21 protein-coding genes are annotated in these 24822 nt (G+C 72.2%); 14 read left to right on the top strand and 7 right to left on the bottom strand.

All coding sequences use genetic code 11. The annotated features are described in order from the left end of the window. Positions 1 to 2: 2 nt before the first annotated feature. Both Acy02nite_RS02140 and Acy02nite_RS02135 read right to left on the bottom strand, forming a co-directional pair. Entirely contained in the window at positions 3 to 395 is a 393-nt protein-coding gene (locus Acy02nite_RS02140; protein ID WP_203738029.1) for a hypothetical protein, read from the bottom strand. 2 nt (positions 396 to 397) lie between these two features. Beyond that, on the bottom strand, positions 398 to 2026 hold the full coding sequence (locus tag Acy02nite_RS02135) for an ABC-F family ATP-binding cassette domain-containing protein (RefSeq protein ID WP_203738028.1): 1629 nt from the start codon (positions 2024 to 2026) through the stop codon (positions 398 to 400). Between the two features lie 71 nt (positions 2027 to 2097). Between Acy02nite_RS02135 and Acy02nite_RS02130 the strand changes: the two genes are divergently transcribed. Then, positions 2098 to 3681, top strand: a complete 1584-nt coding sequence (locus tag Acy02nite_RS02130) for a GGDEF domain-containing protein (protein ID WP_239174089.1) — start codon at positions 2098 to 2100, stop codon at positions 3679 to 3681. Here the strand turns inward: Acy02nite_RS02130 and Acy02nite_RS02125 are convergent. Beyond that, positions 3653 to 4474: a PhzF family phenazine biosynthesis protein gene (locus Acy02nite_RS02125; RefSeq protein WP_203738027.1), complete on the bottom strand. Its 822-nt coding sequence runs from the start codon at positions 4472 to 4474 to the stop codon at positions 3653 to 3655. The genes Acy02nite_RS02130 and Acy02nite_RS02125 overlap by 29 nt on opposite strands. A 112-nt stretch (positions 4475 to 4586) precedes the next feature. Between Acy02nite_RS02125 and Acy02nite_RS02120 the strand changes: the two genes are divergently transcribed. Both Acy02nite_RS02120 and Acy02nite_RS02115 read left to right on the top strand, forming a co-directional pair. Beyond that, positions 4587 to 6011 carry a sigma 54-interacting transcriptional regulator gene (locus Acy02nite_RS02120; RefSeq protein WP_203738026.1) on the top strand — a complete coding sequence of 475 codons (1425 nt, stop codon included), beginning with the start codon at positions 4587 to 4589 and terminating at the stop codon, positions 6009 to 6011. Positions 6012 to 6013: 2 nt separating this feature from the next. Next, entirely contained in the window at positions 6014 to 7966 is a 1953-nt protein-coding gene (locus tag Acy02nite_RS02115; RefSeq protein WP_203738025.1) for a vWA domain-containing protein, read from the top strand. Positions 7967 to 7970: 4 nt separating this feature from the next. On the opposite strand, the gene Acy02nite_RS02110 is transcribed toward Acy02nite_RS02115, so the two are convergent. Both Acy02nite_RS02110 and Acy02nite_RS02105 read right to left on the bottom strand, forming a co-directional pair. After that, the gene (locus Acy02nite_RS02110) at positions 7971 to 8936 is read right to left on the bottom strand and encodes an AraC family transcriptional regulator (RefSeq protein ID WP_239174087.1); all 966 of its coding nucleotides are present in this window, start codon (positions 8934 to 8936) and stop codon (positions 7971 to 7973) included. A gap of 85 nt (positions 8937 to 9021) precedes the next feature. Beyond that, positions 9022 to 9642, bottom strand: a complete 621-nt coding sequence (locus Acy02nite_RS02105; protein WP_239174085.1) for a maleylpyruvate isomerase family mycothiol-dependent enzyme — start codon at positions 9640 to 9642, stop codon at positions 9022 to 9024. Between the two features lie 497 nt (positions 9643 to 10139). Between Acy02nite_RS02105 and Acy02nite_RS02100 the strand changes: the two genes are divergently transcribed. From Acy02nite_RS02100 to Acy02nite_RS02050, 11 genes are all read left to right on the top strand, one after another. After that, a complete protein-coding gene (locus Acy02nite_RS02100; RefSeq protein WP_203738023.1) occupies positions 10140 to 11087 on the top strand; it encodes an RNA polymerase subunit sigma-70 in 948 nt (315 codons plus the stop codon). 147 nt (positions 11088 to 11234) lie between these two features. After that, a complete protein-coding gene (gene clsA, locus Acy02nite_RS02095; protein ID WP_203738022.1) occupies positions 11235 to 11858 on the top strand; it encodes a cardiolipin synthase ClsA in 624 nt (207 codons plus the stop codon). Further along, positions 11855 to 12901, top strand: a complete 1047-nt coding sequence (locus tag Acy02nite_RS02090; RefSeq protein ID WP_203738021.1) for a DUF881 domain-containing protein — start codon at positions 11855 to 11857, stop codon at positions 12899 to 12901. Before clsA ends, Acy02nite_RS02090 begins: the two co-directional genes overlap by 4 nt. Continuing rightward, entirely contained in the window at positions 12898 to 13230 is a 333-nt protein-coding gene (locus Acy02nite_RS02085; protein WP_203738020.1) for a small basic family protein, read from the top strand. Before Acy02nite_RS02090 ends, Acy02nite_RS02085 begins: the two co-directional genes overlap by 4 nt. Before the next feature lie 45 nt (positions 13231 to 13275). Then, complete coding sequence (locus tag Acy02nite_RS02080; RefSeq protein WP_239174083.1) at positions 13276 to 14304, top strand: DUF881 domain-containing protein; 1029 nt, start codon at positions 13276 to 13278, stop codon at positions 14302 to 14304. 14 nt (positions 14305 to 14318) lie between these two features. Then, entirely contained in the window at positions 14319 to 14699 is a 381-nt protein-coding gene (gene gcvH / locus Acy02nite_RS02075) for a glycine cleavage system protein GcvH (protein ID WP_203738019.1), read from the top strand. Positions 14700 to 14913: 214 nt separating this feature from the next. Continuing rightward, positions 14914 to 15366, top strand: coding sequence for an oxoglutarate dehydrogenase inhibitor Odhl (gene odhI / locus Acy02nite_RS02070; protein WP_203738018.1), 453 nt, complete (start codon positions 14914 to 14916; stop codon positions 15364 to 15366). A 68-nt stretch (positions 15367 to 15434) separates the two neighbouring features. After that, entirely contained in the window at positions 15435 to 16103 is a 669-nt protein-coding gene (gene ftsR, locus Acy02nite_RS02065; protein WP_239174081.1) for a transcriptional regulator FtsR, read from the top strand. Positions 16104 to 16228: 125 nt separating this feature from the next. Beyond that, complete coding sequence (locus Acy02nite_RS02060; RefSeq protein ID WP_203738016.1) at positions 16229 to 16693, top strand: bifunctional nuclease family protein; 465 nt, start codon at positions 16229 to 16231, stop codon at positions 16691 to 16693. Between the two features lie 298 nt (positions 16694 to 16991). Next, positions 16992 to 17540 carry a MerR family transcriptional regulator gene (locus Acy02nite_RS02055; RefSeq protein WP_203738015.1) on the top strand — a complete coding sequence of 183 codons (549 nt, stop codon included), beginning with the start codon at positions 16992 to 16994 and terminating at the stop codon, positions 17538 to 17540. Continuing rightward, positions 17530 to 19785 (top strand): ATP-binding cassette domain-containing protein, encoded by a 2256-nt coding sequence (locus tag Acy02nite_RS02050; protein ID WP_203738014.1) that lies wholly within the window; start codon positions 17530 to 17532, stop codon positions 19783 to 19785. Before Acy02nite_RS02055 ends, Acy02nite_RS02050 begins: the two co-directional genes overlap by 11 nt. Before the next feature lie 96 nt (positions 19786 to 19881). On the opposite strand, the gene asnB is transcribed toward Acy02nite_RS02050, so the two are convergent. After that, on the bottom strand, positions 19882 to 21828 hold the full coding sequence (gene asnB, locus Acy02nite_RS02045; protein ID WP_203738013.1) for an asparagine synthase (glutamine-hydrolyzing): 1947 nt from the start codon (positions 21826 to 21828) through the stop codon (positions 19882 to 19884). Positions 21829 to 21980: 152 nt separating this feature from the next. After that, positions 21981 to 24659 (bottom strand): tetratricopeptide repeat protein, encoded by a 2679-nt coding sequence (locus tag Acy02nite_RS02040; RefSeq protein WP_203738012.1) that lies wholly within the window; start codon positions 24657 to 24659, stop codon positions 21981 to 21983. Positions 24660 to 24822 lie beyond the last annotated feature (163 nt).

Raw genomic sequence — 24822 nt, 5'->3', positions numbered from 1 at the left:
GCTCAGGCGACCTGGCAGTAGAGCTTGCGCCGGGACCGGGCCAGCGCCGCCACCGCGTCGACGATCGTGCGGGCCTGGGCCGGGTCGAGGGTTTCGCCGTCCTGCTTGCGGGCCGTCACCCAGCGCTGGGTCAGGTCGGCCAGCGTCGCCGGGTTCGCCGCCGCGAGGGCCTTGGTCAGGGCCGGCAGGAAGCCGAGGATGATCGGCGACTCCTCGTCGTTGACCTGCTCCGGCCCGTCGACGTCGTCGATCGAGCGGTCGAGCAGCAGGCTCTCCCATTCCTCCAGGCTGGCGAAGACGTCGAAGTTCCCGAGGACGACCTTGTCCCGGCCGGGGCCCTGGTCCTCCGCCGCGTCGTCGTTGGCGGCGGTGTAGAAGGTGATGATCGTGCTCATGTTCAGCCGGTGACCTTGCCGTCGGCCACCTCGAGGTGGCGGTTCGTGGCGACCGCGGAGAGCATCCGGCGGTCGTGGGTGACCAGGAGCAGGGTACCGGTGTACGACGCCAGCGCCGACTCCAGTTGCTCGATCGCCGCGAGGTCCAGGTGGTTCGTCGGCTCGTCGAGCACGAGCAGGTTCACCCCACGTGCCTGGAGCAGGGCGAGCGCGGCCCGGGTGCGTTCGCCGGGGGAGAGCGACTCGGCGGGCCGCGTCACGTGCGCCGACTTGAGGCCGAACTTGGCCAGCAGCGTGCGCACCTCCGCGTCCGGCCAGGTGGGCACGGCGTCACCGAACGCGCGGACCAGCGGCACCGGGCCGAGGAACAGTCCGCGCGCCTGGTCGACCTCGCCGACCACCACGCCCGGCCCGAGGTGCTGCACGCCCTCGTCCAGTGGCAGCCGCCCGAGCAGCGCCGCGAGCAGCGTCGACTTCCCGGCGCCGTTCGCCCCGGTGATCGCCACCCGGTCGCCCCAGTCGATCTGCAGCGTGACCGGGCCCAGCGCGAACGTCCCGCGCCGGACGACGGCGTCACGCAGCGTGGCGACCACCGCGCCGGCGCGCGGCGCCACGGCGATCTCCATCCGGAGATCCCACTCCTTGCGGGGCTCGTCGACCACGTCGAGACGCTCGATCATCTTCTCGGTCTGCCGCGCCTTGGCGGCCTGCTTCTCGCTGGTCTCGCCCCGCTGCGCCTTGGCGATCTTGTCGTTGTCGGGGGCTTTGCGGCGGGCGTTGCGCACACCCTTGTCCATCCAGGCGCGCTGCATGCGGGCGCGGTCGAGCAGGTCCTCCTTCTTGTCGGAGTACTCCTCGTACTGCTCGCGCGCGTGGGCCCGCGCCCGCTCGCGCTCCTCGAGGTAGGAGCCGTAGCCACCGCCGTACAGCCGGGTCTGTTGCTGGTGAAGATCCAGTTCAAGGACCTTGGTGACGGTACGGGTGAGGAACTCCCGGTCGTGGCTGACCACCACCACGCCGGCGCGCAGGCCCGCCACGAAGCTCTCCAGCCGCGCCAGCCCGTCCAGGTCGAGGTCGTTGGTCGGCTCGTCGAGCAGGTACACGTCATAGCGGCTGAGCAGCAGCGACGCCATGCCCGCGCGGGCCGCCTGACCACCGGAGAGCGCCGTCATGGGCAGGTCCAGGTCGATCGCGAACTCGGCGGCGAGGGGCTCGGCGCGCTCGTCGAGGTCCGCACCGCCGAGGTCGAGCCAGCGTTCCAGCGCCACCGCGTACCGGTCGTCGGCGCCGGCCGTGCCCGCGGCGAGCTCCTCGGCGGCCGCGTCCATCGCGGTCTGCGCGTCGCCGACCCCGGTGCGCCGGGCCAGGAACTCCCGCACGGTCTCCCCGGCGCGCCGCTCGCGCTCCTGCGGCAGGTAGCCGATGTTCGCGGTGGGCGGGCTGAGCGAGACGCTTCCGCTCTCCGCGGACAGCACCCCGGCCAGCGTACGCAGGAGGGTGGTCTTGCCCGCGCCGTTCACGCCGACCAAGCCGATCACGTCCCCGGGCGCGACCACCAGGTCCAGGCCGGTGAAGAGGCTGCGGTCGCCGTGCCCAGCGGCGAGTTCCCGGGCGATCAATGTGGCGCTCATCGGGGTGACATCCTACGCAAGGATCGGACCTTAACCCTCATGACGGGCGGTCACCGGCCGATGACCAGGCCGTGACAAGGCTGGCGGTCGGGCGGGAAGCGTGGCATGCGTGGCGCCGTGACCCGGCGATGCTGGCCGCGCTCGCGTGGACCGTGCTCGGCGCGGTGCTGCTGTTCACCGTCGACGGCCCGAACACCCAGGTCCGGCTGTTCTGGATCTTCCAGCCGCCGCTGGACCTGCTGCTGGTCTGGTCGTCGTGGCGGGTGTTCCGGGTCGCCAGGCACCCGATCCGCCGCTTCTGGCGGCTGATGGGCATCGGTGCCACCCTGTTCCTGACCGGCGACCTCGTGCAGACCGTGCTCGCGGTGACCCGCGGCAACCAGTGGTCCACGGCCGGTGGCACCGTCCAGTCCACCTGCTTCGCGGTCGGCCTCGCGCTGATCATCGTCGGGATGCTGATCCATCCGCACCCGCACCGGACCCGCCGCGAGTCGCTGGCCTTCTGGCTCGACTCGGCGACGGTCCTGGTCGGTGGCGTGGTGGTGGCCTGGTGCTTCGCGGTCGACCCGGCGCACCAGGACTCCAACGCCGGCCTGGTCGGCTCGCTCGCGGCCGGCGCGGTCGTGCTCACCTCGTCGTTCGCCGCGGTGAAACTGGTCCTGTCCGGGAACGCGCCGATGAACAAGGCGGCCGCGATCCCGATGATCGTCTCCGCGGTGGTCAACAGCGTGGGCCTGTTCGTGGCCCCCTCCGCCTCCGGCGGTTCGCTGCCGGCGTACGTCTACGTGGTCCGCCTGATGCCGTCGCTGCTGATCGCGATGGGGCCGCGCACCCAGGAGATCATCGCCCGCTTCGACGAGACCGCCTTCGGGTCGCGGCGGCGCAGGCCGTACAGCCTGTTGCCGTACGGCTCGATCCTGGTCGTCTTCGTGACGCTGCTGTACGTGCTGCCGCACAGCCAGGGGCGCACGAACGCGCAGCTCTGGGGTGTGGTGGCCGGCTTCGGGGCGATCATCGCGCTGGTGGTGGCCCGGCAGCTGGCCGCGTTCCACGACAACACCCGCCTGATCGACCAGCTCGACACCACGCTCACCGAGCTGCGCGAGCACGAGCAGCGGCTCCGCCACCAGGCGCTGCACGACGAGCTGACCGGGCTGGCCAATCGGGCGCACTTCCGCGAGGAGACCACCACCGCGCTGGCCGCCGCGCGGGCCCGGCCCGGCAGCGTCGCCCTGCTGCTCGTCGACCTGGACGGTTTCAAGGCGGTCAACGACACCCACGGTCACCAGGCCGGTGACCTGCTGCTCGCCGGGGTCGCGGAGAAGCTGCGCCAGTCGGTGCGCTCCGGCGACCTGGTGGCGCGGCTCGGCGGTGACGAGTTCGCGGTGCTGCTGCGCGACTGCACGGTCCGCGACGCCGAGCAGACCGCGCAGCGCATCCTGCGGTCGTTGCGGGAGCCGGTCGACGTCGGTGACCTCGCGGTCTGCGCGAACGCCAGCATCGGCATCGCCTGCGCCGAGGAGCGCGACGACGTACGCACGCTGCTCCACGACGCGGACATGGCGATGTACGCCGCCAAGCACCAGGGCAAGGGCACCTGGAGCCGCTCCCAGGACGGGACGGTCCTCAGAGGATCGGCACAGCCGTCCCGCTGACCCGCACGCCGGGCTCACTGGCGACCAGGCGGACCGTGATCCGGCTCGGCCGGCCCAGGTCGTCGCCCTGCCGCAGGTGCAGCGTCGCGTCGTCGGCGACCAGGCCCAGCTCGCGCAGGTAGCCACCGAACGCCGCGGCCGCCGCACCGGTCGCCGGGTCCTCGTAGACGCCGCCGATCGGGAACGGGTCCCGCACGTCGAACGTGTCAGCGCTGTCGCGGAACACCAGCTGGACCGTCGTCCAGCCGCGCCCGGTCATCAGCGCCTTCAGCGCGGGCACGTCGTAGTCCAGGTCCGCCAGCCGCTCGCGGCTCGTCACGGCCAGGATCGGATGGTACGCACCGGCGTACGCGACCCGCGGCGGAAGCTCCGGGTCCAGCTCGGCGGCATCCCAGCGCAGCGCCGCGAGCAGGGCGCCCAGCTCGGGCTCGCCCAGCGCGGACACCACCGGCGGGACGCTCGTCAGCGTGGCCGTCCCCTGCGTGTCGACCGTCACGGGAACCTCGCCCGCGTTCGTGACGAACAGGTGCTCGCCCGGGCCGAGCGCGACCGCCGTGGCGACCGTCGCGTGACCGCAGAACGGGATCTCGGTGAGCGGGCTGAAGTAGCGCACGCGGTACCGGTCGCCGTCCCGCTCGGTCAGGAACGCGGTCTCGGAATAGCCCAGCTCAGCTGCGATCTCGAGCATGCGGGCGTCGGTCAGGGCGGAAGCGTCGAGGACCACGCCGGCGGGGTTGCCTCCGGCCGGCGAGTCGGTGAATGCCGCGTACCGCTGGATCGTGGTTGTCGTCATGAGCGAAGCCTGCCGCGCGGCCGCGACAGTGGGCAAAAGCCAATCCCGCGGCTCTGGCCGCGTTCCCGATCACAGTCGCCGGTTGTCATCTCCGCGGAGTAGCGTTCCAGCGGTGACAGAGGGTCCTACCGCGATCATTCTCGAAACCCCCGCCGACCTGCCGCGCACCCTGGGCGAGCTGCGTGCCTCCGGGCACGAGTTCCGCACCGTCAAGGAGGAGCTGCGCGACAACCTGCTCCACAAGTTACGCAGCGGCGAGCCCCGCTTCCCCGGGATCGTCGGCTACGACGACACCGTGCTGCCCGAGGTCGAGCGGGCGCTGCTCGCCGGCCACGACATGGTCCTGCTCGGTGAGCGCGGCCAGGGCAAGACCCGCCTGATCCGCGCCCTGACCGGGCTGCTGGACGAGTGGACGCCCTACATCACCGGCTCCGAGCTGCACGAACACCCCTATCATCCGCTCACCCCGGCGATCCGCCGGCTGGCCGCCGAGACCGGCGATCTGCTGCCGATCTCCTGGCTGCACCGCTCGGAGCGGTATGGCGAGAAGCTCGCCACCCCCGACACCAGCGTCGGCGATCTGATCGGCGACGTCGACCCGATCAAGGTGGCCGAGGGCCGCGCCCTGGGCGACCCGGAGACGATCCACTTCGGTCTGGTCCCGCGCACCAACCGGGGCATCTTCGCCGTCAACGAGCTGCCCGACCTGGCCGAGCGCATCCAGGTGTCGCTGCTCAACGTGCTGGAGGAGCGCGACATCCAGGTCCGCGGCTACCAGCTGCGGCTGCCGCTCGACGTCCTGCTGGTCGCCTCGGCGAACCCGGAGGACTACACCAACCGCGGCCGGATCATCACCCCGCTCAAGGACCGGTTCGGCGCGGAGATCCGCACCCACTACCCGGTCGACCTGGAGCTGGAGACCGCCCTGGTCCGGCAGGAGGCGGCGCTCGTCGCGGCCGTGCCGGAGCACCTGATCGACGTGATCGCCCGCTACACGCGGGGGGTCCGCGAGTCCTCGTCGGTGGACTCGCGCTCCGGCGTCTCCGCGCGCTTCTCGATCGCCGCGGCCGAGACCGTGGCCGGGTCCGCGCTGCGCCGGGCCGGCCTGCGCGGCGAGCGGGAGGCGGTCGCCCGGATCTGCGACACCGTCTCGGTCACGTCCACCCTGCGGGGCAAGGTCGAGTTCGAGAGCGGCGAGGAGGGTCGCGAGACCGAGATCCTCGGCCACCTGCTGCGCGTCGCGACCGCCGAGACGTTCCGGGCCCGGCTCGCCGGCCTCGACCTGTCCGGCTTCACCGACCTGGTCGCCGAGGGCGCGATCATCGAGACCGGCGACCTGGTCAGCGCGGAGGAGCTGCTGAACCAGATCGGCACGGTCCCCGGCCTGGCCAAGGTCCTCGAACGGCTCGGCCTCGGCGACGCGCCCAGCCCGGGCCAGGCCGCCTCCGGCATCGAGTTCGTCCTGGAGGGTCTGCACCTGACCCGCCGGCTGGCGAAGGAGCTGACCGACGACGGCCGCACCCTCTACGGGAGCTGACGATGGCACGCCATGTGTTTCGGTACGGGGCGTGGCGGGACGGGCCCGACCCGCTCGCCCCGCCGTTCGACGTGCGCGCCGCCGTCGACGAGATGGGCGAGCGCGTCATGCAGGGCGACAGCCTGCGCGACGCGCTGCGTGACCTGATCCGCCGCGGGCCGCGGGACGGGCGCGGGCTCGACAATCTGCGCGACCGGGCCCGCCGGCTGCGCAAGGAGGCGCTGCGCCGGGGCAACCTGGACGGCGCCGTCACCCGGGCCCGGCAGATGCTCGACCAGGCCCTGGCGACCGAGCGGGACACGCTGCGCGCCCGCGACGACCTGGACGCCCGGTTCAACGAGGCGGTCCTGGACAACCTGCCCCGGTCCACCTCGCAGGCCATCTCGGAGCTGTCCGAGTACAACTGGGCCTCACCGGAAGCGCGCGACCTCTACCAGCAGATTCTCGACGGGTTGAAACGCGAGGTCGTCGAGCAGCGCTTCGCGGGCATGCGCGACGCGCTGCGCAACGGTGACTTCTCGGAGGTGTCGGCCATGGTCGGCGACCTCAACCAGCTGCTGGAGAAACACGCCCGCGGCGAGGACACCGACGACGCCTTCCGCGACTTCATGGACAAGCACGGGAAGTTCTTCCCGGACAACCCGCAGAACATCGACGAGCTGATCGACTCCCTGGCCCGCCAGGCCGCCGCGGCCGAGCGCCTGATGCGGTCCCTGAGCCCGCAGCAGCGCGAGGAGCTGCAGAGCCTGATGGACCAGGCGCTCGGTGACGGCCCGCTGCGCGGCCAGTTGTCCGAGCTGACCGACAACCTCAAGGCGCTGCGGCCCGGCATGAACTGGGGTCGTGGCGAGCGGATGCGCGGCGGCGAGGACCTCGGCTACGGCGACGCCGCCGCGGCCCTCGGCGAGATCGGCGACCTGGACGAGCTGATCGACCAGCTCGGCCAGGAACATCCCGGCGCCACGCTCGACGACGTGGACGTGGAGGCGGTGGAGCGTCAGCTCGGCCGGTCCGCCGCCGACGACCTGCGCCGGCTGCGCGAGCTGGAGCGGGAGCTGCGCCGGCAGGGCTGGGTGCAGCGCGACGACGACGGGCTCACCCTGTCGCCGAAGGCGTTGCGCCGGCTCGGCCAGTCGGCGCTGTCGAAGATCTTCCACGACCTCGCCGGCAAACGCGGTGAGCACGACATGCGGGACGCCGGCGCCGCCGGTGACCTGATCGGCTCGTCCCGGCGCTGGGAGTTCGGCGACGACCAGCCGCTCGACGTGGTCCGCACACTCGGCAATGCGGTCCGCCGCCGAGCCGGCTCGCGGGGCACGGCCACCCTCCCGGTGCGGCTGGAGCCGGAGGACTTCGAGGTCGCCGAGACCGAGCGGCGCGCGTCGGCGGTCGTCGCGCTCTGCGTCGACCTGTCCTACTCGATGTTCGCCGACGGGCGCTGGGGCCCGATGAAGCAGACGGCCCTGGCCCTGTCGCATCTGGTCGCCACGAAGTATCCGCAGGACGCGCTGCAGATCATCGGCTTCGGGAAGTATGCGATGTCGCTGTCGCAGGGCGAGCTCGCCGCGATCGAGCCGACCATGGAGAAGGGCACGAACCTGCAGCATGCCCTGAAACTGGCCGGCCGGCATCTGCGGCGGCACCCCGGCGCCGAGCCGGTCGTCCTGGTCGTCACCGACGGTGAGCCGACCGCTCACCTGGAGGACGACGGCGAGGCGATGTTCTGGTGGCCGCCGCTGCCGGAGACGGTCCAGGCCACGGTCCGCGAAGTCGACCTGCTCACGCGGTACGGCGCCACGATGAACGTGTTCATGCTCGGTGACGACCCGGGCCTGCAGCGGTTCATGGACGCGGTCGCCCGGCGCAACGGCGGCCGGGTGTTCAGCCCGGACGCCGCCGAGCTGGGGCGTTACGTCATCGACGACTACGTGCGGGCGCGGCGCGGCCGTCGATGACCGGTCACTCGCGCAGCGTCTCCGAGGGGGAGACGCTGTACCGCTCCCGGTAGGCGGCGGCGAAACGGCCCAGGTGCGTGAACCCGTAGCGGTACGCCACCTGGGCCACCGTCGTCGTGCCCGGTTCCGCGGCCCGCAGGTTGTCGTGGACCAGCGCCAGCCGGATCTGACGCAGATAGGTCATGGGCGGCATCCCGACGTACCGCGCGAAGCTCTGTTGCAGTGCCCGGGAGCCCACCCCGGCGATGCCGGCGAGATCGGCCACGGTGAACGGGCGGCCCGGCTGCGCGCGCATCGCCTCGACGACCCGGCGGATCGCCCCCGGCGCCGCGAGCGCCGGGCTCTGCCTGTCCAGCGGACCGCGGTAGCGATGATCGGTGGCCAGCAGCAGCCCGGTGATCAGCGCCTCCTTCATCCGGGCGCCGATCACCGGGTGCTCGGTCAGCCCGTCCGGCCCGCTGACGTCGGCGGTGATCGCCTCGGCCAGACGGGCCCAGCTCGCCCCGGGCCCACCCGAGATGTCCAGCTCCGGCCCGAGGTCGACCGGGCCGCGCACCGGCCGGTCCAGCATCCGCTCCAGCTGGGTCTCCAGCTCGGTGCGGCCGATCTTGACGGCTAGGATCCGGCAGTCGCCGTCCCAGCTGTCCACGACCGTGTCGCCGATCGGCTGGAACACGGCGGCGCTGTGCCCGGCCCGGGCCCGCAGCGGCGCGTGCGAGCCCTGGTGCCAGGCCATCGCCCCGGTCAGCGGCAGATTCACGTGGTAGGCCCCGAGTTCGCCGGCCCGGACCCGCACGTCCACCCCGAACGTCAGGTCACCCAGGGTGATCGTCTTGCCCCCGCCCACCGCGAACCGTCCCGTCCAGTCCGGAACCGGGCGTAGCACCTCCACATCCATCGTGTAGAAGGTCCGGCGCAGGATGTCCCGCGCCTCGTCCACGTCGGTGAGATGAAAAGTCGAAGACCGCACACCACACAGCTTGACCCTTCAGTTGACACTCCGCCAACCGTGCCGGACGTGTCGGCCCCTGCCCGATCGGGCGATTCCTCCTCGGTCATCCGGTGTACCGCGCCGCCGCCGTACCGGTCAGCAGCCCCGTCGGCAGCCGTCGCCCGCAGACGACCATCAGCAGGTCCTGAGCCCTGCCCCGGACCGGCTCGCCCGCGCCGAACGTCCACTCCAGGTCGGTGGCGACCAACCGGACGCCGGACAGGTCGGTGCCGAACCAGCCGATGCTGCGAGGGGACATGCCGCCGAGCACCACCGCCATCCGGCCGGACGGAACCGGCCGTTCCGGGAACAGCGCAAGAGTGATGTCGAGCCCGTGGATCACGTCGTGCGACAGCGCCCCGGCCGCCCCGCCACCCGGCGGCGACCACGGGTGCTCCACGTTGTCGCGCACCTGCGCCAGCAGCCGCGCGGCGCTCATGGCCGTCGCGTCGCGCCGCGCCACCCGATCCGCCATCCGGTCGAACCTCCCGCCCGCCCGCGCCAGGTCGAGGAAGAATCGCGGCGCGCGCGTCCGGAACGGATACGTCACGTGCGCGACCACCTCCCGCACCCGCCAGCCCGCACACAGCGTGGGCGCGTCCCACTGCTGCTCGCTCAACCCGGCGAGCAGGTCCGCCAGCTCGGTCCGCTGGGCGGCGATCTCACTTCGCACGTCGGTCTGCATGGTCCGTACCTCCTCAGGCGCCCGCGGCGCGCTTCGCCGCTTCGCTCTCCGGAAGAGATACGGCGGCGGCATCGCCGATTAATCGCTGCGCCGGCGTCGGTACGTCGTGAGCCCGCCCCGTGCGTCCCGCCGGGACCCTCGGCCCGTCCGTCCCGCCACGACCCCGGCCCGTTCGGTCCGTCCCGCCGCGACCGCAGCGGCCCGGCCCCGTCCGTCCGCCGCGACCCTCTGCGGCGCACCCCCGGCCCGCCGCGCCATGGCCCGCCGCGCCATGGCCCGCCGCGCCCCCGGCCCGCCCCGGCTGACCCGGCGTGTCGCGCTTTCTGGCTGGTCCTCACGGTGGTTGTCGGGATGGATAACCACCGTGAGGACCAGCCGAGGGGAGGGGGCGCGTGGCGAGCTCGGCCCCGGGCGGCCTTGCGGGCGCGCGCGGCGGGGCCGGGCTCACGACGTACGGGAAAAGGGGTCGGGAATGGGGATTGGTTAAGGTCGCCGGTGTGGAGGAGGCGCTCGCGGGGCTGCGGACCGAGCTGACCGGGTACTGCTATCGCATGCTCGGCTCCGGGAACGACGCCGAGGACGCCGTGCAGGAGACGTTCGAGCGGGTGCTGCGGGCCGCGGATCGGTATGACGCGGCGCGTGGCTCGGTGCGCACCTGGGTGTACCGGATCGCCACCAACATCTGCGTGGATCTGCTGCGCGGGTCGGCGCGGCGGGCGTTGCCGATCGATCTGAGCGTTCCGGGCAAGGCGGGGGAGCCGTTCGGGGCGTTGCTGGCGGCCGGGGCGGAGGTGCGGCCGGTCCCGGATCGGCTGGTGCTGGACCTGACGCAGGATCCGGCGACGCTGGTGGTGCGGCGCGAGAGTGTCCGGCTGGCGTTCGTGGCGGCGCTGCAGCATCTGCCGGCGCGGCAGCGGTCGGTGCTGATCCTGCGGGACGTGCTGTGCTGGCCGGCGGCCGAGGTCGCGACGCTGCTGGAGACGTCGGCGGCCTCGGTGACCAGCGCGTTGCAGCGGGCCCGGGCGACGCTGCGGACGGTCGCGCCCCGGCCCGGTGACGTGCTCGACCCGTCTGACGGGGCGCAGCGGGAGTTGCTGGCGCGGTACTGCGCGGCGTTCGAGAGTCACGACATCGCCGGTCTGGTGTCGTTGCTGCACGAGGACGCCACGACGTCGATGCCGCCGTTCACCTGGGGGTTGCTCGGGCGGGAGCAGATCGGGCTGGCGATGGGCGCGCCGGAGGCGGCGTGTGCCGGGCACCGGCTGGTGCCGGTGGCGGCGTCGGGGCAGCCGGCGTTCTGGCAGTTGCGGCCGGACGGCGAGGGCGGCCACGTGCCGTTCGCGCTGATGATGCTCGACATCGTGGACAACCGGGTGATCAACACCACGACCTGGCTGGAGCTGCCGATGACGGCGCCGCTGTGGCCGCTGTTCCAGAACTCCTGACACCGGCCGCTGGTCGCTTGCCTAGCCTCCTAGGACACTCTAGAGGGTGTGGCGAGTGTGACTGCGCGACGGCACGCGGTAGGCAGGTGGTTATAGTGCTCGGCGAGCGTGTGCGACAGGCATGTCGCACTAGAGGGGGAGAGGAAGATGCCGCAGCAGCCTGCGTCGTCCATCGAGACCTCCGATCGCATCTTCACGATTCCGAACGTGATCAGCTTCTTCCGGCTGCTCGGTGTCCCGCTCTTCCTGTACCTGTTGCTCGGCCCGCACCACGACGTGGCCGCGGTGATCGTCCTGGCGGTCGGCGGCTCGACGGACTGGGTGGACGGTTACGTCGCCCGCCGGATGAACTCGGTGTCCCGCCTCGGCGAGCTGCTCGACCCGTTCGCGGACCGGCTCTACATCCTGGCGACGCTGGTCGGCTTCACGATCCGCGACGTCGTGCCGTGGTGGCTGACCGCCGCGCTGCTGTTGCGTGAGGCCGTGCTCGGCGTCGCGCTGCTGGTCCTGCGCCGGCACGGCTACGGCCCGCCCCCGGTGCACTACGTCGGCAAGACGGGCACGTTCGTGCTGCTCGCGGCGTTCCCGGTGATCCTGCTCGCCAAGGCGGTGCCGTCCATCGACAACTGGGCGCAGCCGATCGGCTGGGGTCTGGCCTGGTGGGCGCTGGGGCTCTACTGGGCGGCCGGCGCGCTCTACCTGATCCAGGCCGCGCGCCTGCTGCGTGCCGATCGGGCCGGCCCGGGCCCGTCCCGGGCGGTCGCGCCGTGACCCGTCCGGCGACGCCCGAGGAGCCAGCCGGCGGGGGCGCGGCGCCCCGGAGGGCGGCGACGCCCGAGCAGGCAGCCGACGGGGGCACGGCGGCCCGTCGGGCGTCGACCCCGGACCCGGACGGGACCGCGGCGGGCAAGCGCACCTACGGCCCCGACTTCCTCACCGCGCTCTTCCAGAACCCCCTGGATCCGGGGTACGCGGATGCCGCCGCCCGCCGGGCGGCCGGTCACCACCGCACCGGGGCGCGCCGGGCGACCACCAAGGCCGTCGCCTCGGTGACGATGGTCGCGATCGGCTTCCTGCTGGTGATCGGCTACCAGCAGACGGTGGCCGACGAGCCGGGCCGCACCCAGGCGAAGGACGCCCTGATCAAGCAGGTCGAGAGCCGCCGGGACCAGACCGAGCAGTTGCAGGTCCGGGCGGACGCGCTCGCCGACCAGGTGGAGAAACTGCGCGAGCAGGAGCTGGGCGGCGCCACGACGGCGCGGCTCGACAACCTGGAGGCGGCCGCCGGGCTGGCCGCGGTGCGTGGCTCCGGCGCGAGGGTCCGGCTGATGGACGGCCCGGCGTCGGTGGACGCGGTGACCGGTGAGCGCAGCACCGCCAACCGGGTCAAGGACACCGACCTGCAGCTCGCGGCGAACGCGTTGTGGGCGGCCGGCGCGGAGGCGATCGCGATCAACGGGCAGCGCCTGACCGCGACCTCGACGATCCGGCAGGCCGGCGAGGCGATCCTGGTCGACACGCGGCCGGTGACGACGCCGTACGAGGTGATCGCCCTCGGCCCCGATCGCCTGGCCGACGACTTCCGCGACGGGTATGCCGGCAAGTTCTTCGACAGCCTCGCGCAGTCGTACGGGATCTCGTTCGAGGCCGCCAAGGTCCGCAACGTCACCCTGGACGCGGCGCCGGAGCTGAAGTTGCGGTCGGCGTCGCCGAGCACCCCTGCGCCCGCTCCGTCGGGCGCCTCGTCCGTGGCCGGTTCCGGCGTCCCCGCGGGGCCGGCGTCGACCCTCTCACCGTCGGAAGGCGGCCGATGATCGCCGTTCTCGCCCTGATCGCCGGTGTCCTGCTGGGCATCGTGTTCCATCCGTCGGTGCCGCTGGAGCTGGTGCCGTACCTGCCGATCGCGGTGATCGCGGCGCTGGACGCGGTGTTCGGCGGGCTGCGCGCCAAGCTCGACGGCATCTTCGACGACAAGCAGTTCGTGGTGTCGTTCATCTCGAACGTGCTGGTGTCGGCGCTGATCGTCTACGTGGGCGATCAGCTCGGCGTCGGCAGTCAGCTCTCCGTCGGTGTCGTGGTCGTGCTCGGCGTCCGGATCTTCGGTAACGTCGCGGCGATCCGCCGGCACCTGTTCCGCGCGTGACCGTCCGTTCCGACCGCCGGGTGTGTGTGACTACGTGGGGGCTCGATGACCGACCGTGAGGATGACGGCCGCGACCGGACGCCGGCGGACTTCGAGCTGCCCACGGCGGGCCGCAAGCCGCCTGCCATCGGCGTGCCGGAGAGCGCGGGGGATCGCGGCGCGCCCGCCGTCGACGTGCCGGCGAGCACGGGCGATGCCGGCGCGCCTGCCGCCGCCGTACCGGGAAGTGATGACGTTGATCCTGACGGTCCTGACACCCGGCCGGGTGACCTGGTCGTGGAGGAGATTTCGCCCACGTCACCCGATTCGTCGTTGTCCGACACGCCCGAGCCTGCTAGCGCCGGAAGTGATCTTGAAAACAGCGGGGCGAGGCAACGGAAAGCGGTCCTGAAACGTCCGGCACCGGCCGGGACGCTGATCTGGGTGCTGCTGGCGCTGCTCGGGTTCACGCTCGTGGTGCAGCTGCGCAGCAACGACGCGGACAGCGGCCTGTCGACCATGCGTCAGGAGGATCTGGTCCAGATCCTGAGTGACCTGGAGGCCCGGGACAGCCGCCTCAACACCGACATCGAGACCCTGGAGCGTACGCGTCAGCAGCTCACCTCGGGTGTCGAAGGCCGCCAGGCGGCCCTGGAGGAGGCGAACAAGCGCAGCCGGGAGCTGGGCCTGCTGGCCGGGACGATTCCCGGCCGTGGCCCCGGGCTCGACATCGTGCTGGACCGGGTGAAGGCGTCCGACGTGCTGAACACGGTGCAGGAGCTGCGCGGCTCGGGCGGTGAGGTGATGCAGATCAGCGGGTCGGCCGGCGGGTCCGTGCGGATCGTCGCGTCCACCTACTTCGTCGATGCGGCCGGTGGTGGCATCATCGCCGACGGTGACCGGTTGTCCGGGCCGTTCCGCCTGCTCGTGATCGGTTCTCCGGAGACGATGAGGCCGGCGCTGCAGATCCCGGGCGGGGTGGTGGCGTCGGTGAAGAGCGACGGCGGTAGCGTGACCATGGACTCGCGAGCCGTGGTCGAGGTGACCGCGGTGCGCAGCGCGACTGCGTTGCAGTACGCACGTCCGGTTTCGTGACTACGGAGGAAGTGTTGATTCCTGAGGATCTGCGGTACACCGCGGAGCACGAGTGGGTGGCCGGCGACGGCACCGGCCCCGTGCGGGTGGGGATCACCCACTTCGCGCAGGACGCGCTCGGCGACATCGTCTACGTCCAGCTCCCCGAGGAGGGGACCGAGCTCGCCGCCGGTGACTCGATGGGCGAGGTCGAGTCGACCAAGAGTGTCTCGGAGATCTACGCGCCGATCGCCGGCACCGTGGTGGCCCGCAACGACACGCTGGGCGACGAGCCCGAGCTGATCAACGCCGAGCCGTACGCGGCCGGTTGGCTGGTGGAGATCGCCCCGGCGGACCCGGCGGCCCTCGAGGGTCTTCTGGACGCCGCGGCGTACCAGGCGCTCACCGAGAGCTGAGCGCATCGACCCGGATCTTCCGGCAAGCCCCGCGAGTCTGGTTGCCCTGCGATATTGGCGCTGACTAGGCTCGCGGGGCACATGTAGAACCGTTATTCCTTTGAAACCGTCCCAACCGAGATAGTCGCGCGCCGGGCCTGACGGCCTCGGTGAGGTCGCAACATCATGACCTTGCCGGTCGAGGCGACGACCAACTGATCCGTGAGGTGGTCCGATGACGCGCCCAGACGACGAGTTCCCCCCGCTCGACGTCACGTCCACGCTGAACCTTGGCGCCCTCGACGAGGTGCTCGAGGGTCCCGAGACCGACGTGGTGCCGACCCGGATGTCCGGTTCGCTGCCACCCGGCATGGCGCTGCTGGTGGTCCGTCGCGGGCCCAACGCCGGCGCCCGGTTCCTGCTGGACCACGACGTGACGACCAGCGGTCGGCACCCGGACAGTGACATCTTCCTGGACGACGTGACGGTTTCGCGCCGCCACGCCGAGTTCCACCGTGACGGGGGCATGTTCACCGTTCGCGACGTGGGCTCGCTCAACGGGACGTACGTGAACCGCGAGCGGGTCGAGGCGGCGACGCTGAGCAACGGCGACGAGGTCCAGATCGGCAAGTTCCGTCTGGTGTTCATCGCCGGTCCGCGGCCGGAGGGCGAGGGCGGCCGGGCGTGAACCCGTCGGGGGCGGCCGCACACGACCCGGGGGCTTCGCGTCCCCAGGCCGGGCGCGAGGGTGCGCTGATGAGCATCGGGGAGGTGCTGGCCCACCTGCGCTCCGAGTTCCCCGACACCACGATCTCGAAGTTGCGGTTCCTGGAGGCGGAGGGTCTGGTCGACCCGCAACGCACCGCCTCCGGGTACCGCAAGTATTCGTGGAACGACGTGGCCCGGCTGCGGTTCGTGCTGACCGCCCAGCGTGATCAGTACCTGCCCTTGCGGGTGATCCGGGAGCAGCTGGACCGGATGGAGCAGGAGCCGGTGGTCCCGCAGCGGCCGACGCTGGTGGCGGTCGGCTCGCAGCGGGCCGCCGACCCGGCCGACGCCCGCATCCCGAAGGACGATCTGGTCGAGCGGACCGGCATCGACGAGGCGCTGCTGGCCGAGCTGGAGCAGATCGGCCTGGTCGTGGCGCGCCCGCCGGGGTGGTACGACCCGGACGCAGTGATCATCGTCGAAGCCGTGGTGGGTCTCACCCGGTTCGGTCTCGAGGTGCGTCACCTGCGCGCTTTCAAGAACGCGTCGGACCGGGAGGTGGGCCTGTTCGGCCAGCTCCTCGCGCCGATGGTGCGCCAGCAGGACCCGGCGGCCCGGGCGCGGGCCACCGACACCGCGCGTGAGCTGCAGGCACTGTCGCAGCGGCTGCACGCGGCGCTGGTGCGCACCGGACTGCGCGGCGAACTCGGCCGTTGATCCGTGTTCGGCCTACCCTGTGCGGGGTATCCCGCGCGGGGCGGATCGGCAGGGAGTGCGTGTACCGTGCAGGGTAAGGGGCGGGCCGTCTGGGGGCGGCGACAACAACGAACACGGAGGCGGCGGTGCGCGAGCTGAGCGTGGTCGGGGTCCGGGTGGAGCTGCCCAGTAACCAGCCGATCGTGTTGCTGCGAGAGGTCGACGGCGACCGTTACCTACCGATCTGGATCGGTGCGGTGGAGGCGACCGCGATCGCCTACGAGCAGCAGGGTGTGAAACCGGCCCGGCCGCTCACCCATGATCTGCTGCGCGACATCCTGGCGGCTCTGCAGCAGCCGCTGAAGGCTGTCGAGATCACCGAGCTGAAGGACAATGTGTTCTACGCCGACCTGCTGATCGGCGACAACCTGCGGGTGTCCGCGCGGCCGAGCGACTCGATCGCCCTGGCGCTGCGGGTGGGCGCGCCGATCCGGTGCGCCGAGCAGGTGCTGACCGAGGCCGGCATCGTCATCCCGGACGAGCAGGAGGACGAGGTCGAGAAGTTCCGTGAGTTCCTCGACCAGGTGCGTCCCGAGGATTTCGCGGGCTGAGGAGTTTCCGGGGGAGGCCCGCGGTGACGCGCGCTGCCGTCCACGCGCGTCTCGGCGCGCGGAAGCCGTGCCGGTGCGCGCAGACCGCCGACCGGCGGTGCGGCAGAAGCGTCGAAACAGGCGGAAAACCCCCGGACGCGCCGGAGAGTAACGGCATGTCGGCGTGTCGCTCGTCCTAACGCGGCGTGTCGTGCCGTTACCTCCATGTTTCACCCGTGACTGAGATATACGCTCGTGAAGTCCAGGTGAACCGGCACCGCCCAGATCAGTTGATCATGGGCAGCGGGGAGGTAGTCGCGTGCACGAGCAGCCTCTTGAAGGCCCACTCGTCGGCGAGGACGGCTCGGTCGGCTATCGCGGAGTGACGGCTTGCCAGGCGGTGGGCATCAGCTACCGCCAGCTCGACTACTGGGCACGCACCACGCTCGTGGTCCCCAGCGTGCGGGACGCCTCCGGCTCCGGCACGTCGCGTCTCTACTCCTTCCGTGACCTGGTGGTCCTCAAGGTCGTCAAGCGCCTGCTGGACGCCGGGGTCTCCCTGCAGAACATCCGTCGCGCGATCGACACGCTGCGTTCGCACGGCGTGGAGGACCTGGCCGGCATCACCCTGATCTCGGACGGCACCACGGTCTACGAGTGCCGCTCCCCGGAGGAGGTCGTCGACCTGCTGCAGGGTGGTCAGGGCGTGTTCGGCATCGCGATCGGCGGCGCGTTCAAGGAGATCCAGGGCTCGCTGTCGCACCTGCCGGCCGAGCCGGCCGCGCCGCAGCCGGCGGCCGAGCACCCCGAGGAGCCCGCGGCGGGCGACGAGCTGGCGGCGCGGAGGGCACGCCGGCGTGCTGGCTGACCCGGAGGGCCACCGGCTGATCCAGGTCCGCGGGGCACGCGAGAACAATCTCCGCAACGTCTCGCTCGACATCCCGAAACATCAGCTCACCGTCTTCACCGGGGTCTCCGGGTCGGGCAAGTCGTCGCTGGTCTTCGGCACGATCGCGGCCGAGTCCCAGCGGCTGATCAACGAGACGTACCCGGCGTTCGTCCAGTCGTTCATGGGCAGTCCGGCCCGGCCGGACGTGGACGCGCTGCACCATCTGAGCGCCGCGATCGTGGTGGACCAGGAACGGATGGGCGCCAATGCCCGGTCGACGCTCGGGACGGTCACCGACGCGTACACCATGCTGCGGATTCTCTTCTCGCGGCTCGGCGAGCCGGGCGCCGGCAGCGCGCTGGCCTACTCGTTCAACGCCGAGGGCATGTGCCCGGGGTGCGAGGGCCTCGGCCGGGTGTCCAGCATCGACGTCGACGGCCTGGTGGACCGGGAGAAGTCGATCAACCAGGGCGCGATCACGGTCCCGAACTTCACCCTCGGCGGCTGGTACGTGCGCGGCTACGCCGACTCCGGGCTCGTCGACCCGGACAAGCCGCTGCGCGACTTCACCGAGCGGGAGTGGGACGACTTCCTGCACAAGCCCGCGGTCAAGATGCGGATCGCGGGCGTCAACACGACGTACGAGGGTCTGGTCCTCAAGGTCCAGAGGATGTACCTGGCGAAGGAGCGGGAGTCGGCGCAGCCGCACATCCGCGCGTTCATCGATCGGGTCGCCACGTTCACCACCTGCCCCGAGTGCGGTGGCGCCCGCCTGAAACCCGCGGTCCTGAAGTCCCGCATCGCCGGGAAGAACATCGCCGAGTGCGCGGCCATGCAGGTCAGCGATCTCGCCGGCTTCCTCGGCGCGATCACGCAGGAGTCGGTCGCGCCGGTCGTGCGCACCCTGCGGCACACGCTCGACTCGCTGGTCGAGATCGGACTCGGCTACCTGTCGCTGGATCGCGAGTCGGCCACCCTGTCGGGCGGCGAGGCGCAGCGCGTCAAGATGGTGCGGCACCTCGGGTCGTCGCTGACCGACATCACGTACGTCTTCGACGAACCCACCGTCGGCCTGCATCCGCACGACATCCAGCGGATGAACCGGCTGCTGCTGCGCCTGCGGGACAAGGGCAACACGGTCCTGGTCGTCGAGCACAAGCCGGAGACCATCGCGATCGCCGACCACGTGGTCGATCTCGGTCCGGGCGCGGGCCCGCACGGCGGCGTCATCCAGTTCCAGGGTTCGGTGCGGGAGTTGCGGGCGGCGGCGACGCTGACCGGCCGTTACCTGAGCCACCGGATCGGGCTCAAAGGCGAATGCCGGGAGAGGTCCGGTGTGCTGGCCATCCGTGGCGCCGGCACCCACAACCTGCGAGACGTCGACGTCGACCTCCCGCTCGGTGTCCTCACCGTGGTCACGGGGGTGGCCGGCTCCGGCAAGAGCTCGCTGATCTACGGCTCCCTGCCGAGGAAGGACGGCGTCATCGTCGTCGACCAGTCGGCGATCCGCGGCTCCCGGCGCAGCAACCCGGCCACCTACACCGGCCTGCTCGACGCGGTCCGCACCGCGTTCGCCAAGGCCAACAAGGTCAAGGCCGCCCTGTTCAGCGCGAACTCCGAGGGCGCCTGCCCGAACTGCAAAGGCATCGGCCTGGTCTACACGGACCTGGCGATGATGGCCGGCGTCGCGAGCGTCTGCGAGGAGTGCGAGGGTCGCCGCTTCACCGCCCGCGTCCTGGAATACAAGCTGCGCGGCCGGGACATCAGCGAGGTCCTGGCGATGCCGGTCGGTGAGGCGCTCGAGTTCTTCACCGAGAGGACCGCGCGGACGATCCTGGAGCGCCTCGCCGCGGTCGGCCTCGGCTACCTGACGCTGGGCCAGCCGCTCAACACCCTCTCCGGCGGGGAGCGGCAGCGCCTCAAACTGGCCGTGCACATGGGCGGGGCCCCGGCGACGTACCTGCTCGACGAGCCGACCAGCGGCCTGCACCTGGCCGACGTCGACCAACTGCTGGCCCTGCTGGACAGGCTGGTCGACACCGGCAACACGGTGATCGTGATCGAGCATCACCTCGCGGTGATGGCCCACGCCGACTGGATCGTCGACCTCGGCCCGGGCGCCGGGCAGGACGGCGGCCGGATCGTCTTCACCGGTACGCCGCACGAGCTGGTCGCGAAGTCCGACACGCTCACCGCCCAGCACCTGCGCGAGTACGTGAGCTGACGTCCTCGGGGGGAGCGGCGCCGCCGTCACGGGGAGAGGTCGGGCGGCGCCGCGGTCCAGAGGCGCGATCCGGGGACCGCGACTTCCCGGGCGACTTCAGCGGGCGTACGGCATCAGCAGGCGCTCGTTCGCCGGCGAAGCCGGAGCCGGCGGCGGCACCGTGACCGTGCGCGGCACCGTGATCGTGCGCTCCACGGTGATCGCGTGCCACAGGCAGAACATCGCCACGGTCCACACCTTGCGGGACCGGTCGGCCGTCCCCGCGCGGTGCTCGGCGAGCAGGCCGCGCGCATACTCCAGGTCGAGGAGATGACCGGTCTGCGAGGTGGCGAGCAGATGGTCCACCCAGTCGCCGATCACGCCGCGCAGCCACAGCCGGGTCGGGGTGGGGAAGCCCAGCTTGGCGCGGTCGCGCACCGACTCGGGGACGATCCCGCGCATCGCCTCGCGCAGCGCCACCTTGGTGGACTTCGTGCCGTGCGGCAGTTTCAGCTCGGTGGCCAGGCCCGCGGCGGCCGCGTAGACCTGCTGGTCGAGGAAGGGCACTCGCAGCTCCAGGCTGTGCGCCATCGACATCCGGTCCGCCTTGACCAGGATGTCGCCGGTCAGCCACGTGTGCAGGTCCACGTACTGCATGGAGGCCACCTCGTCCACGTCGGCGGTCTCGGCGTACAGGTGCGCGGTGATCGCCGTGTGCGGCTCGGAGGTGAACCGCATCAGGCGCGCCTTCTCGTCCGGGTCGAAGATCCGCGCGTTGCCGTAGTAGCGCTGCTCGATCGGGGTGGTGCCGCGCTCCAGGAACGAGCGGCCCCGCACCCCCTCGGGCAGCACGTGCGCGAGCTGCCGGAGGCCACGCTTGACACCGCCGGGCAGGCGCTCGACACCGGCCAGCGACAGCGGCTCCCGGTAGATCGTGTACCCGCCGAACAGCTCGTCCGCGCCCTCCCCGGAAAGCACCACGGTCACGAACTGCGACGCGGTGCGGGCCAGGAAGTAGAGCGGGATCAGCGACGGGTCGGCCACCGGGTCGTCGAGCAGCTGCACGATCCGTGGCAGCTCGGCGAGCACCTGCTCGTCGCTGACCACGGTCGGGGTCAGCGGGATGCCGAGCTGGTTCGCGGTGTCCTGCGCGATGTCGATCTCGGAGTAGCCGTCGGCGGCGAACCCGGCGGTGAACGCGTGGATGCCCGGGCGTGCCTCGGCGGCCAGGGCCGCGACCGCCGACGAGTCGACGCCGCTGGACAGGAACGTGCCGACCGGGACGTCGGCGTGCAGGTGCGTCCGGACGCTGGCCCGCAACGCGTCCCGAATGGCCCGGTGGGCGACCTCCGGCTGCAGGCGCAGCGGCCGCAGCGACGGGCGGAACCAGCGGTGCTCGCGGACCCCGCCGCCCGGCGTCCAGGTCATCCGGTGGCCCGGCGGGAGCCGGCGGATGTGCCGGTGCAGGGTGATCGGGTCCGGCACGTACTGGAAGGTCAGGTAGTGCCCGATCGCGTCCCGGTCCAGCGCGGTGCCGGCCGGCGCGGCGAACGGATCGAGGGCCTTGCGCTCGCTGGCCAGCCACAGCCCGTCCGCGGTCTCCAGCAGGTAGAGCGGCTTGATCCCGAACGCGTCGCGCGCGGCGTGCACGGTGCCGGTGCGGTGGTCGTAGGCCACGAACGCGAACATGCCGCGCAGCCGGGGCAGCGCCGCCTCACCCCAGTAGTGGAACGCGGCCGCGAGGACCTCGGAGTCGCCCTCGGTGGCGAAGCTCGCGTGGTGCTCGCGGATCAGCTCGGCGCGCAGCTCACGGTAGTTGTAGATCTCGCCGTTGAACACCACCGACCAGCGGTCGCCGTAGCGCAGCGGCTGGACCGAGTGGTCACGGTCGATGATCGCGAGCCGGTTGAAGCCGAGCACGTAACCGTCGCCGTACTCGATCCGGGTGTCGTCCGGTCCACGGTGCCGCATGCTCTCCAGCGCCGCGGCGAACGCGGCCGCCGTCGGCTCGTCCACCGGTCCGGCGTCGGACCGGCTGCTGAAGTACGCACTCAGACCACACATCGCGGGCCTCCTCGTTTCCTGTTCGAGGAGGCGACCGTAGGGTCAGCTCGTGAAGAACCTGTGCGGATCCTGCGGGGTTCCGCCCAGCCACGGCATTGCGTGCGAGTTCTTCACAGGTTCCGCATGATGCGAGGGCCCGAGATGACGCAGCGTCATGACCCCATTTCGTGTACGACCTTGTGAACGTGCAGCGACCACTCCAGATCCGCGGCGAACGCGGCCGGTGACTTCTCCGCCAGTTGATGACGGATCGTGAGCGCCTCCGCGATCGCCTCCACCGCCGCCGGCTTCTCGCCGAGCACCGCGTGCCGGACCGCCAGGTCGGTCAGCGCCGCCGCGAGCCCGGGCAGGTGCGCGTCCGGGCGCTGCGCCGCGAGCTGCCGGCGGATCGCCGTCGCCTCCTGCGCCGCGGCCCGGCTCTGCTCGTCCCGGTCGAGGCTGCCCAGACTGATGCCGAGCACGCTCAGCGACGCGGCCAGGTCGGGCAGGAACGTCTCCGGCCGCTGCCCGGCGAGATGCCCGAAGATCGCCACCGACTCCTCGATCGCGGCGAGCGCGAGCGGGAACTGTTCCAGCGCGCCCCGCCCCAGCGACAGGTTCATCAGGGACTTCCCCAGCTCCGGCAGGTACGTGCCGGGCTGCCGCTCGGCCAGCCGGCGGTAGAGGGCTGTCGACTCGTCGGCGGCCACCAGTGCCGGCTCGGGCTGCTCCAGCTCGCCGAGCCGGACCGACAGGCTGCCCAGGGAACGGGCGAGGTCGGCCTCGAACGTCTCCGGCGCCGCCCCGGCGAGCCGCCGGTGGATCAGCACCGCCTCCTCGATCGCGGCCAGCGCTGGGCCGCGGCGTCCCAGGTCGCCGAGGCGGATCGACAGGTTGTGCAGCGCGGTGGCCAGCTCCGGCATCCGCCCGGCGCGCCGATGCTGGTCGGCGATCCGCTGCGCGACCTGGACCGCCAGCGGGCTGAGCCGGGGCAGGCGGTCGGCGATCAACGTGAGGCGTTCCACCGGGACGTCCGGGTCGGCGCTGATCCGCTGCAGCGCGGTGAGCAGCGGCTCCGGCTCGGCGACGCTGATCGCGGTCTCGACGCAGGCCTGGGTGAGGCGGTCGGCGTGCCGGACACAGAGGTCGGTCAGCGACAGGTCGGTCAGCGACGCGGCGTGCCCTGCGGCCCGGGCATAAACGGTCAGCATGCGGCGCCGCTGGCTCTCCGTCACCACCGCTATCAACGGCTCCGGCAGCACCGGTGACCCGGCCAGGCGGCGACCGGCGAACCGCTCCGCGAGACGTTCCGGCTGCAGGGTGCCCCACGGCCGGCCGCCCGTGCCGGGGTAGAGGTCGGCCAGCCACGCCCGGACCGCGTCGCGCAGCTCCCGTGGCGCTCCGGCGAGCGCCGGGACACCGCTGAGCAGCCGGTCCGCCTGATCCGGGCCGGTCGGGCCGAACAGCGCGGCGACCGCCAGCACGTCCTGCAGCACCTCGTCGTCCAGGGTCAGGCCGTGCCAGGCCGCGGTGAACGACCAGTAGCGCTGCTCGTGCGCCAGCACCCGGTCCTCGGGAGTCTTGCCGGCGGTCACGGCCGGGCCCGGCCACATCGCGTCGAGCAGGTCGGCCAGCGCCAGGGTCTGCACGGTCAGCGCACGGCCGGCGGTCTCCCGCGGCTCGGCGGTCAGCCGGGCGGCGATCGACGGCCAGTGATGCACCGCATGACCCGGCACGCCCGGCAGCGCCGCGGCCAGCGCGTGCACCGCCGCCGGGTAGAGGCCGTCGTCGTCGAGCGGCGGCAACGCCACCACCGACGCGCCGTCGAGCAGCGGCCCCGCGAGCGCGTCGCCGCGCAGCAGCCGCCACCAGTCACCGGCCGTCCGGGCCAGCATCAGCAGCCGCAGCGGCCGGGCGCCGTCGTGCCGGGCACACGCCTGCAGCAGCGCGCGCAGCTGCTCCGGCCGGCTCTCCGCGGCGTCGGCCACGATCAGCAGCGGCGCCACGACGTCGGCGACCGCGGCGACCACCACGTCCGGCGCGGTCTCGTCCAGCCACAGCGTGGCCCAGCCGCCGGCGGTCAGCCGGGCGGCGAGCTCGTGACCGGCCCGGGACTTGCCCTCGCCGGCCGGCCCGTGCAGCAGCAACGCCGCGAACCCGGCGCCGGAGCACCACGCGCCGAGCTCGTCCATCAGCTCGTGCCGCCCGCGGAAGCCGACCACCCGGGCGCCGGCCCGCAGCAGCGCCACCGGCGACCGCGGCTGATCCGGTTCGGTCAGGTGCGCCTCGGCGAGCTCGACCGGCCACAACGCCGGGACAGCGACCGCCGCGAGGAAGCCCGGCGCCCGGCACAGCTCGGCGACGGTGATCACCGCGCCGTCCTGCGCGACGATCCCGATCAGCAGGTCATCGCGGGAAACGACGGCGCCCTCGGGCGGCTCACCCCCGACGTCGAGCCGCAGCCGGTCACCGTCGGCGCTCACCGGGCCGGTCGCCTGCCAGATCTCCGGCTCCCCGGACGCGCACACCTCGACCGTCGACCCCGGCCGCCCGGTGACGATCCGCCCGAACCTCGTGGCCGGCCCGTCCACCTCGACCCACGCCGGATCGTCCACCCGGACCAGCGCCGCGCCGCCCGGCCCGCGCCAGGTCACCACCCCGGCGAACGGCCGCCCGGACACCGCCGGGCGCACCGTCACCGCGCCGCCCGGCTCCTGCTCCGCGCCGGCCGTGGTCAGCACCAGCCGCCCGGCGATCGACGCGCCGGAGACCTGGCGCCCGGGCGCCTCCACACTCACCACACGTCCGGCCCGCACGCGGTCAGCGCCCCAGGTCCGCGGCCACGACAGCATGACCCAGCTCGATCTTCACGCGCTCACTGTTCCATGCCGTCCCGCCGCCCCGCACCGGCCTACCGGCCGACTTTCCCCGCGCTGCCGTGCTCCCGCCACGCCGCCCGGCGCCAGGTCCGCTTCACCCGCTGTTCCCGATTCGCGCGTACGCCCCCAAGCGCGA

This window comes from Actinoplanes cyaneus (genome assembly GCF_016862095.1).
GTDB lineage: Bacteria > Actinomycetota > Actinomycetes > Mycobacteriales > Micromonosporaceae > Actinoplanes > Actinoplanes cyaneus.
Note: the sequence above shows the minus strand (reverse complement) of the source record. Positions and strands in the feature narration are given on the sequence as shown.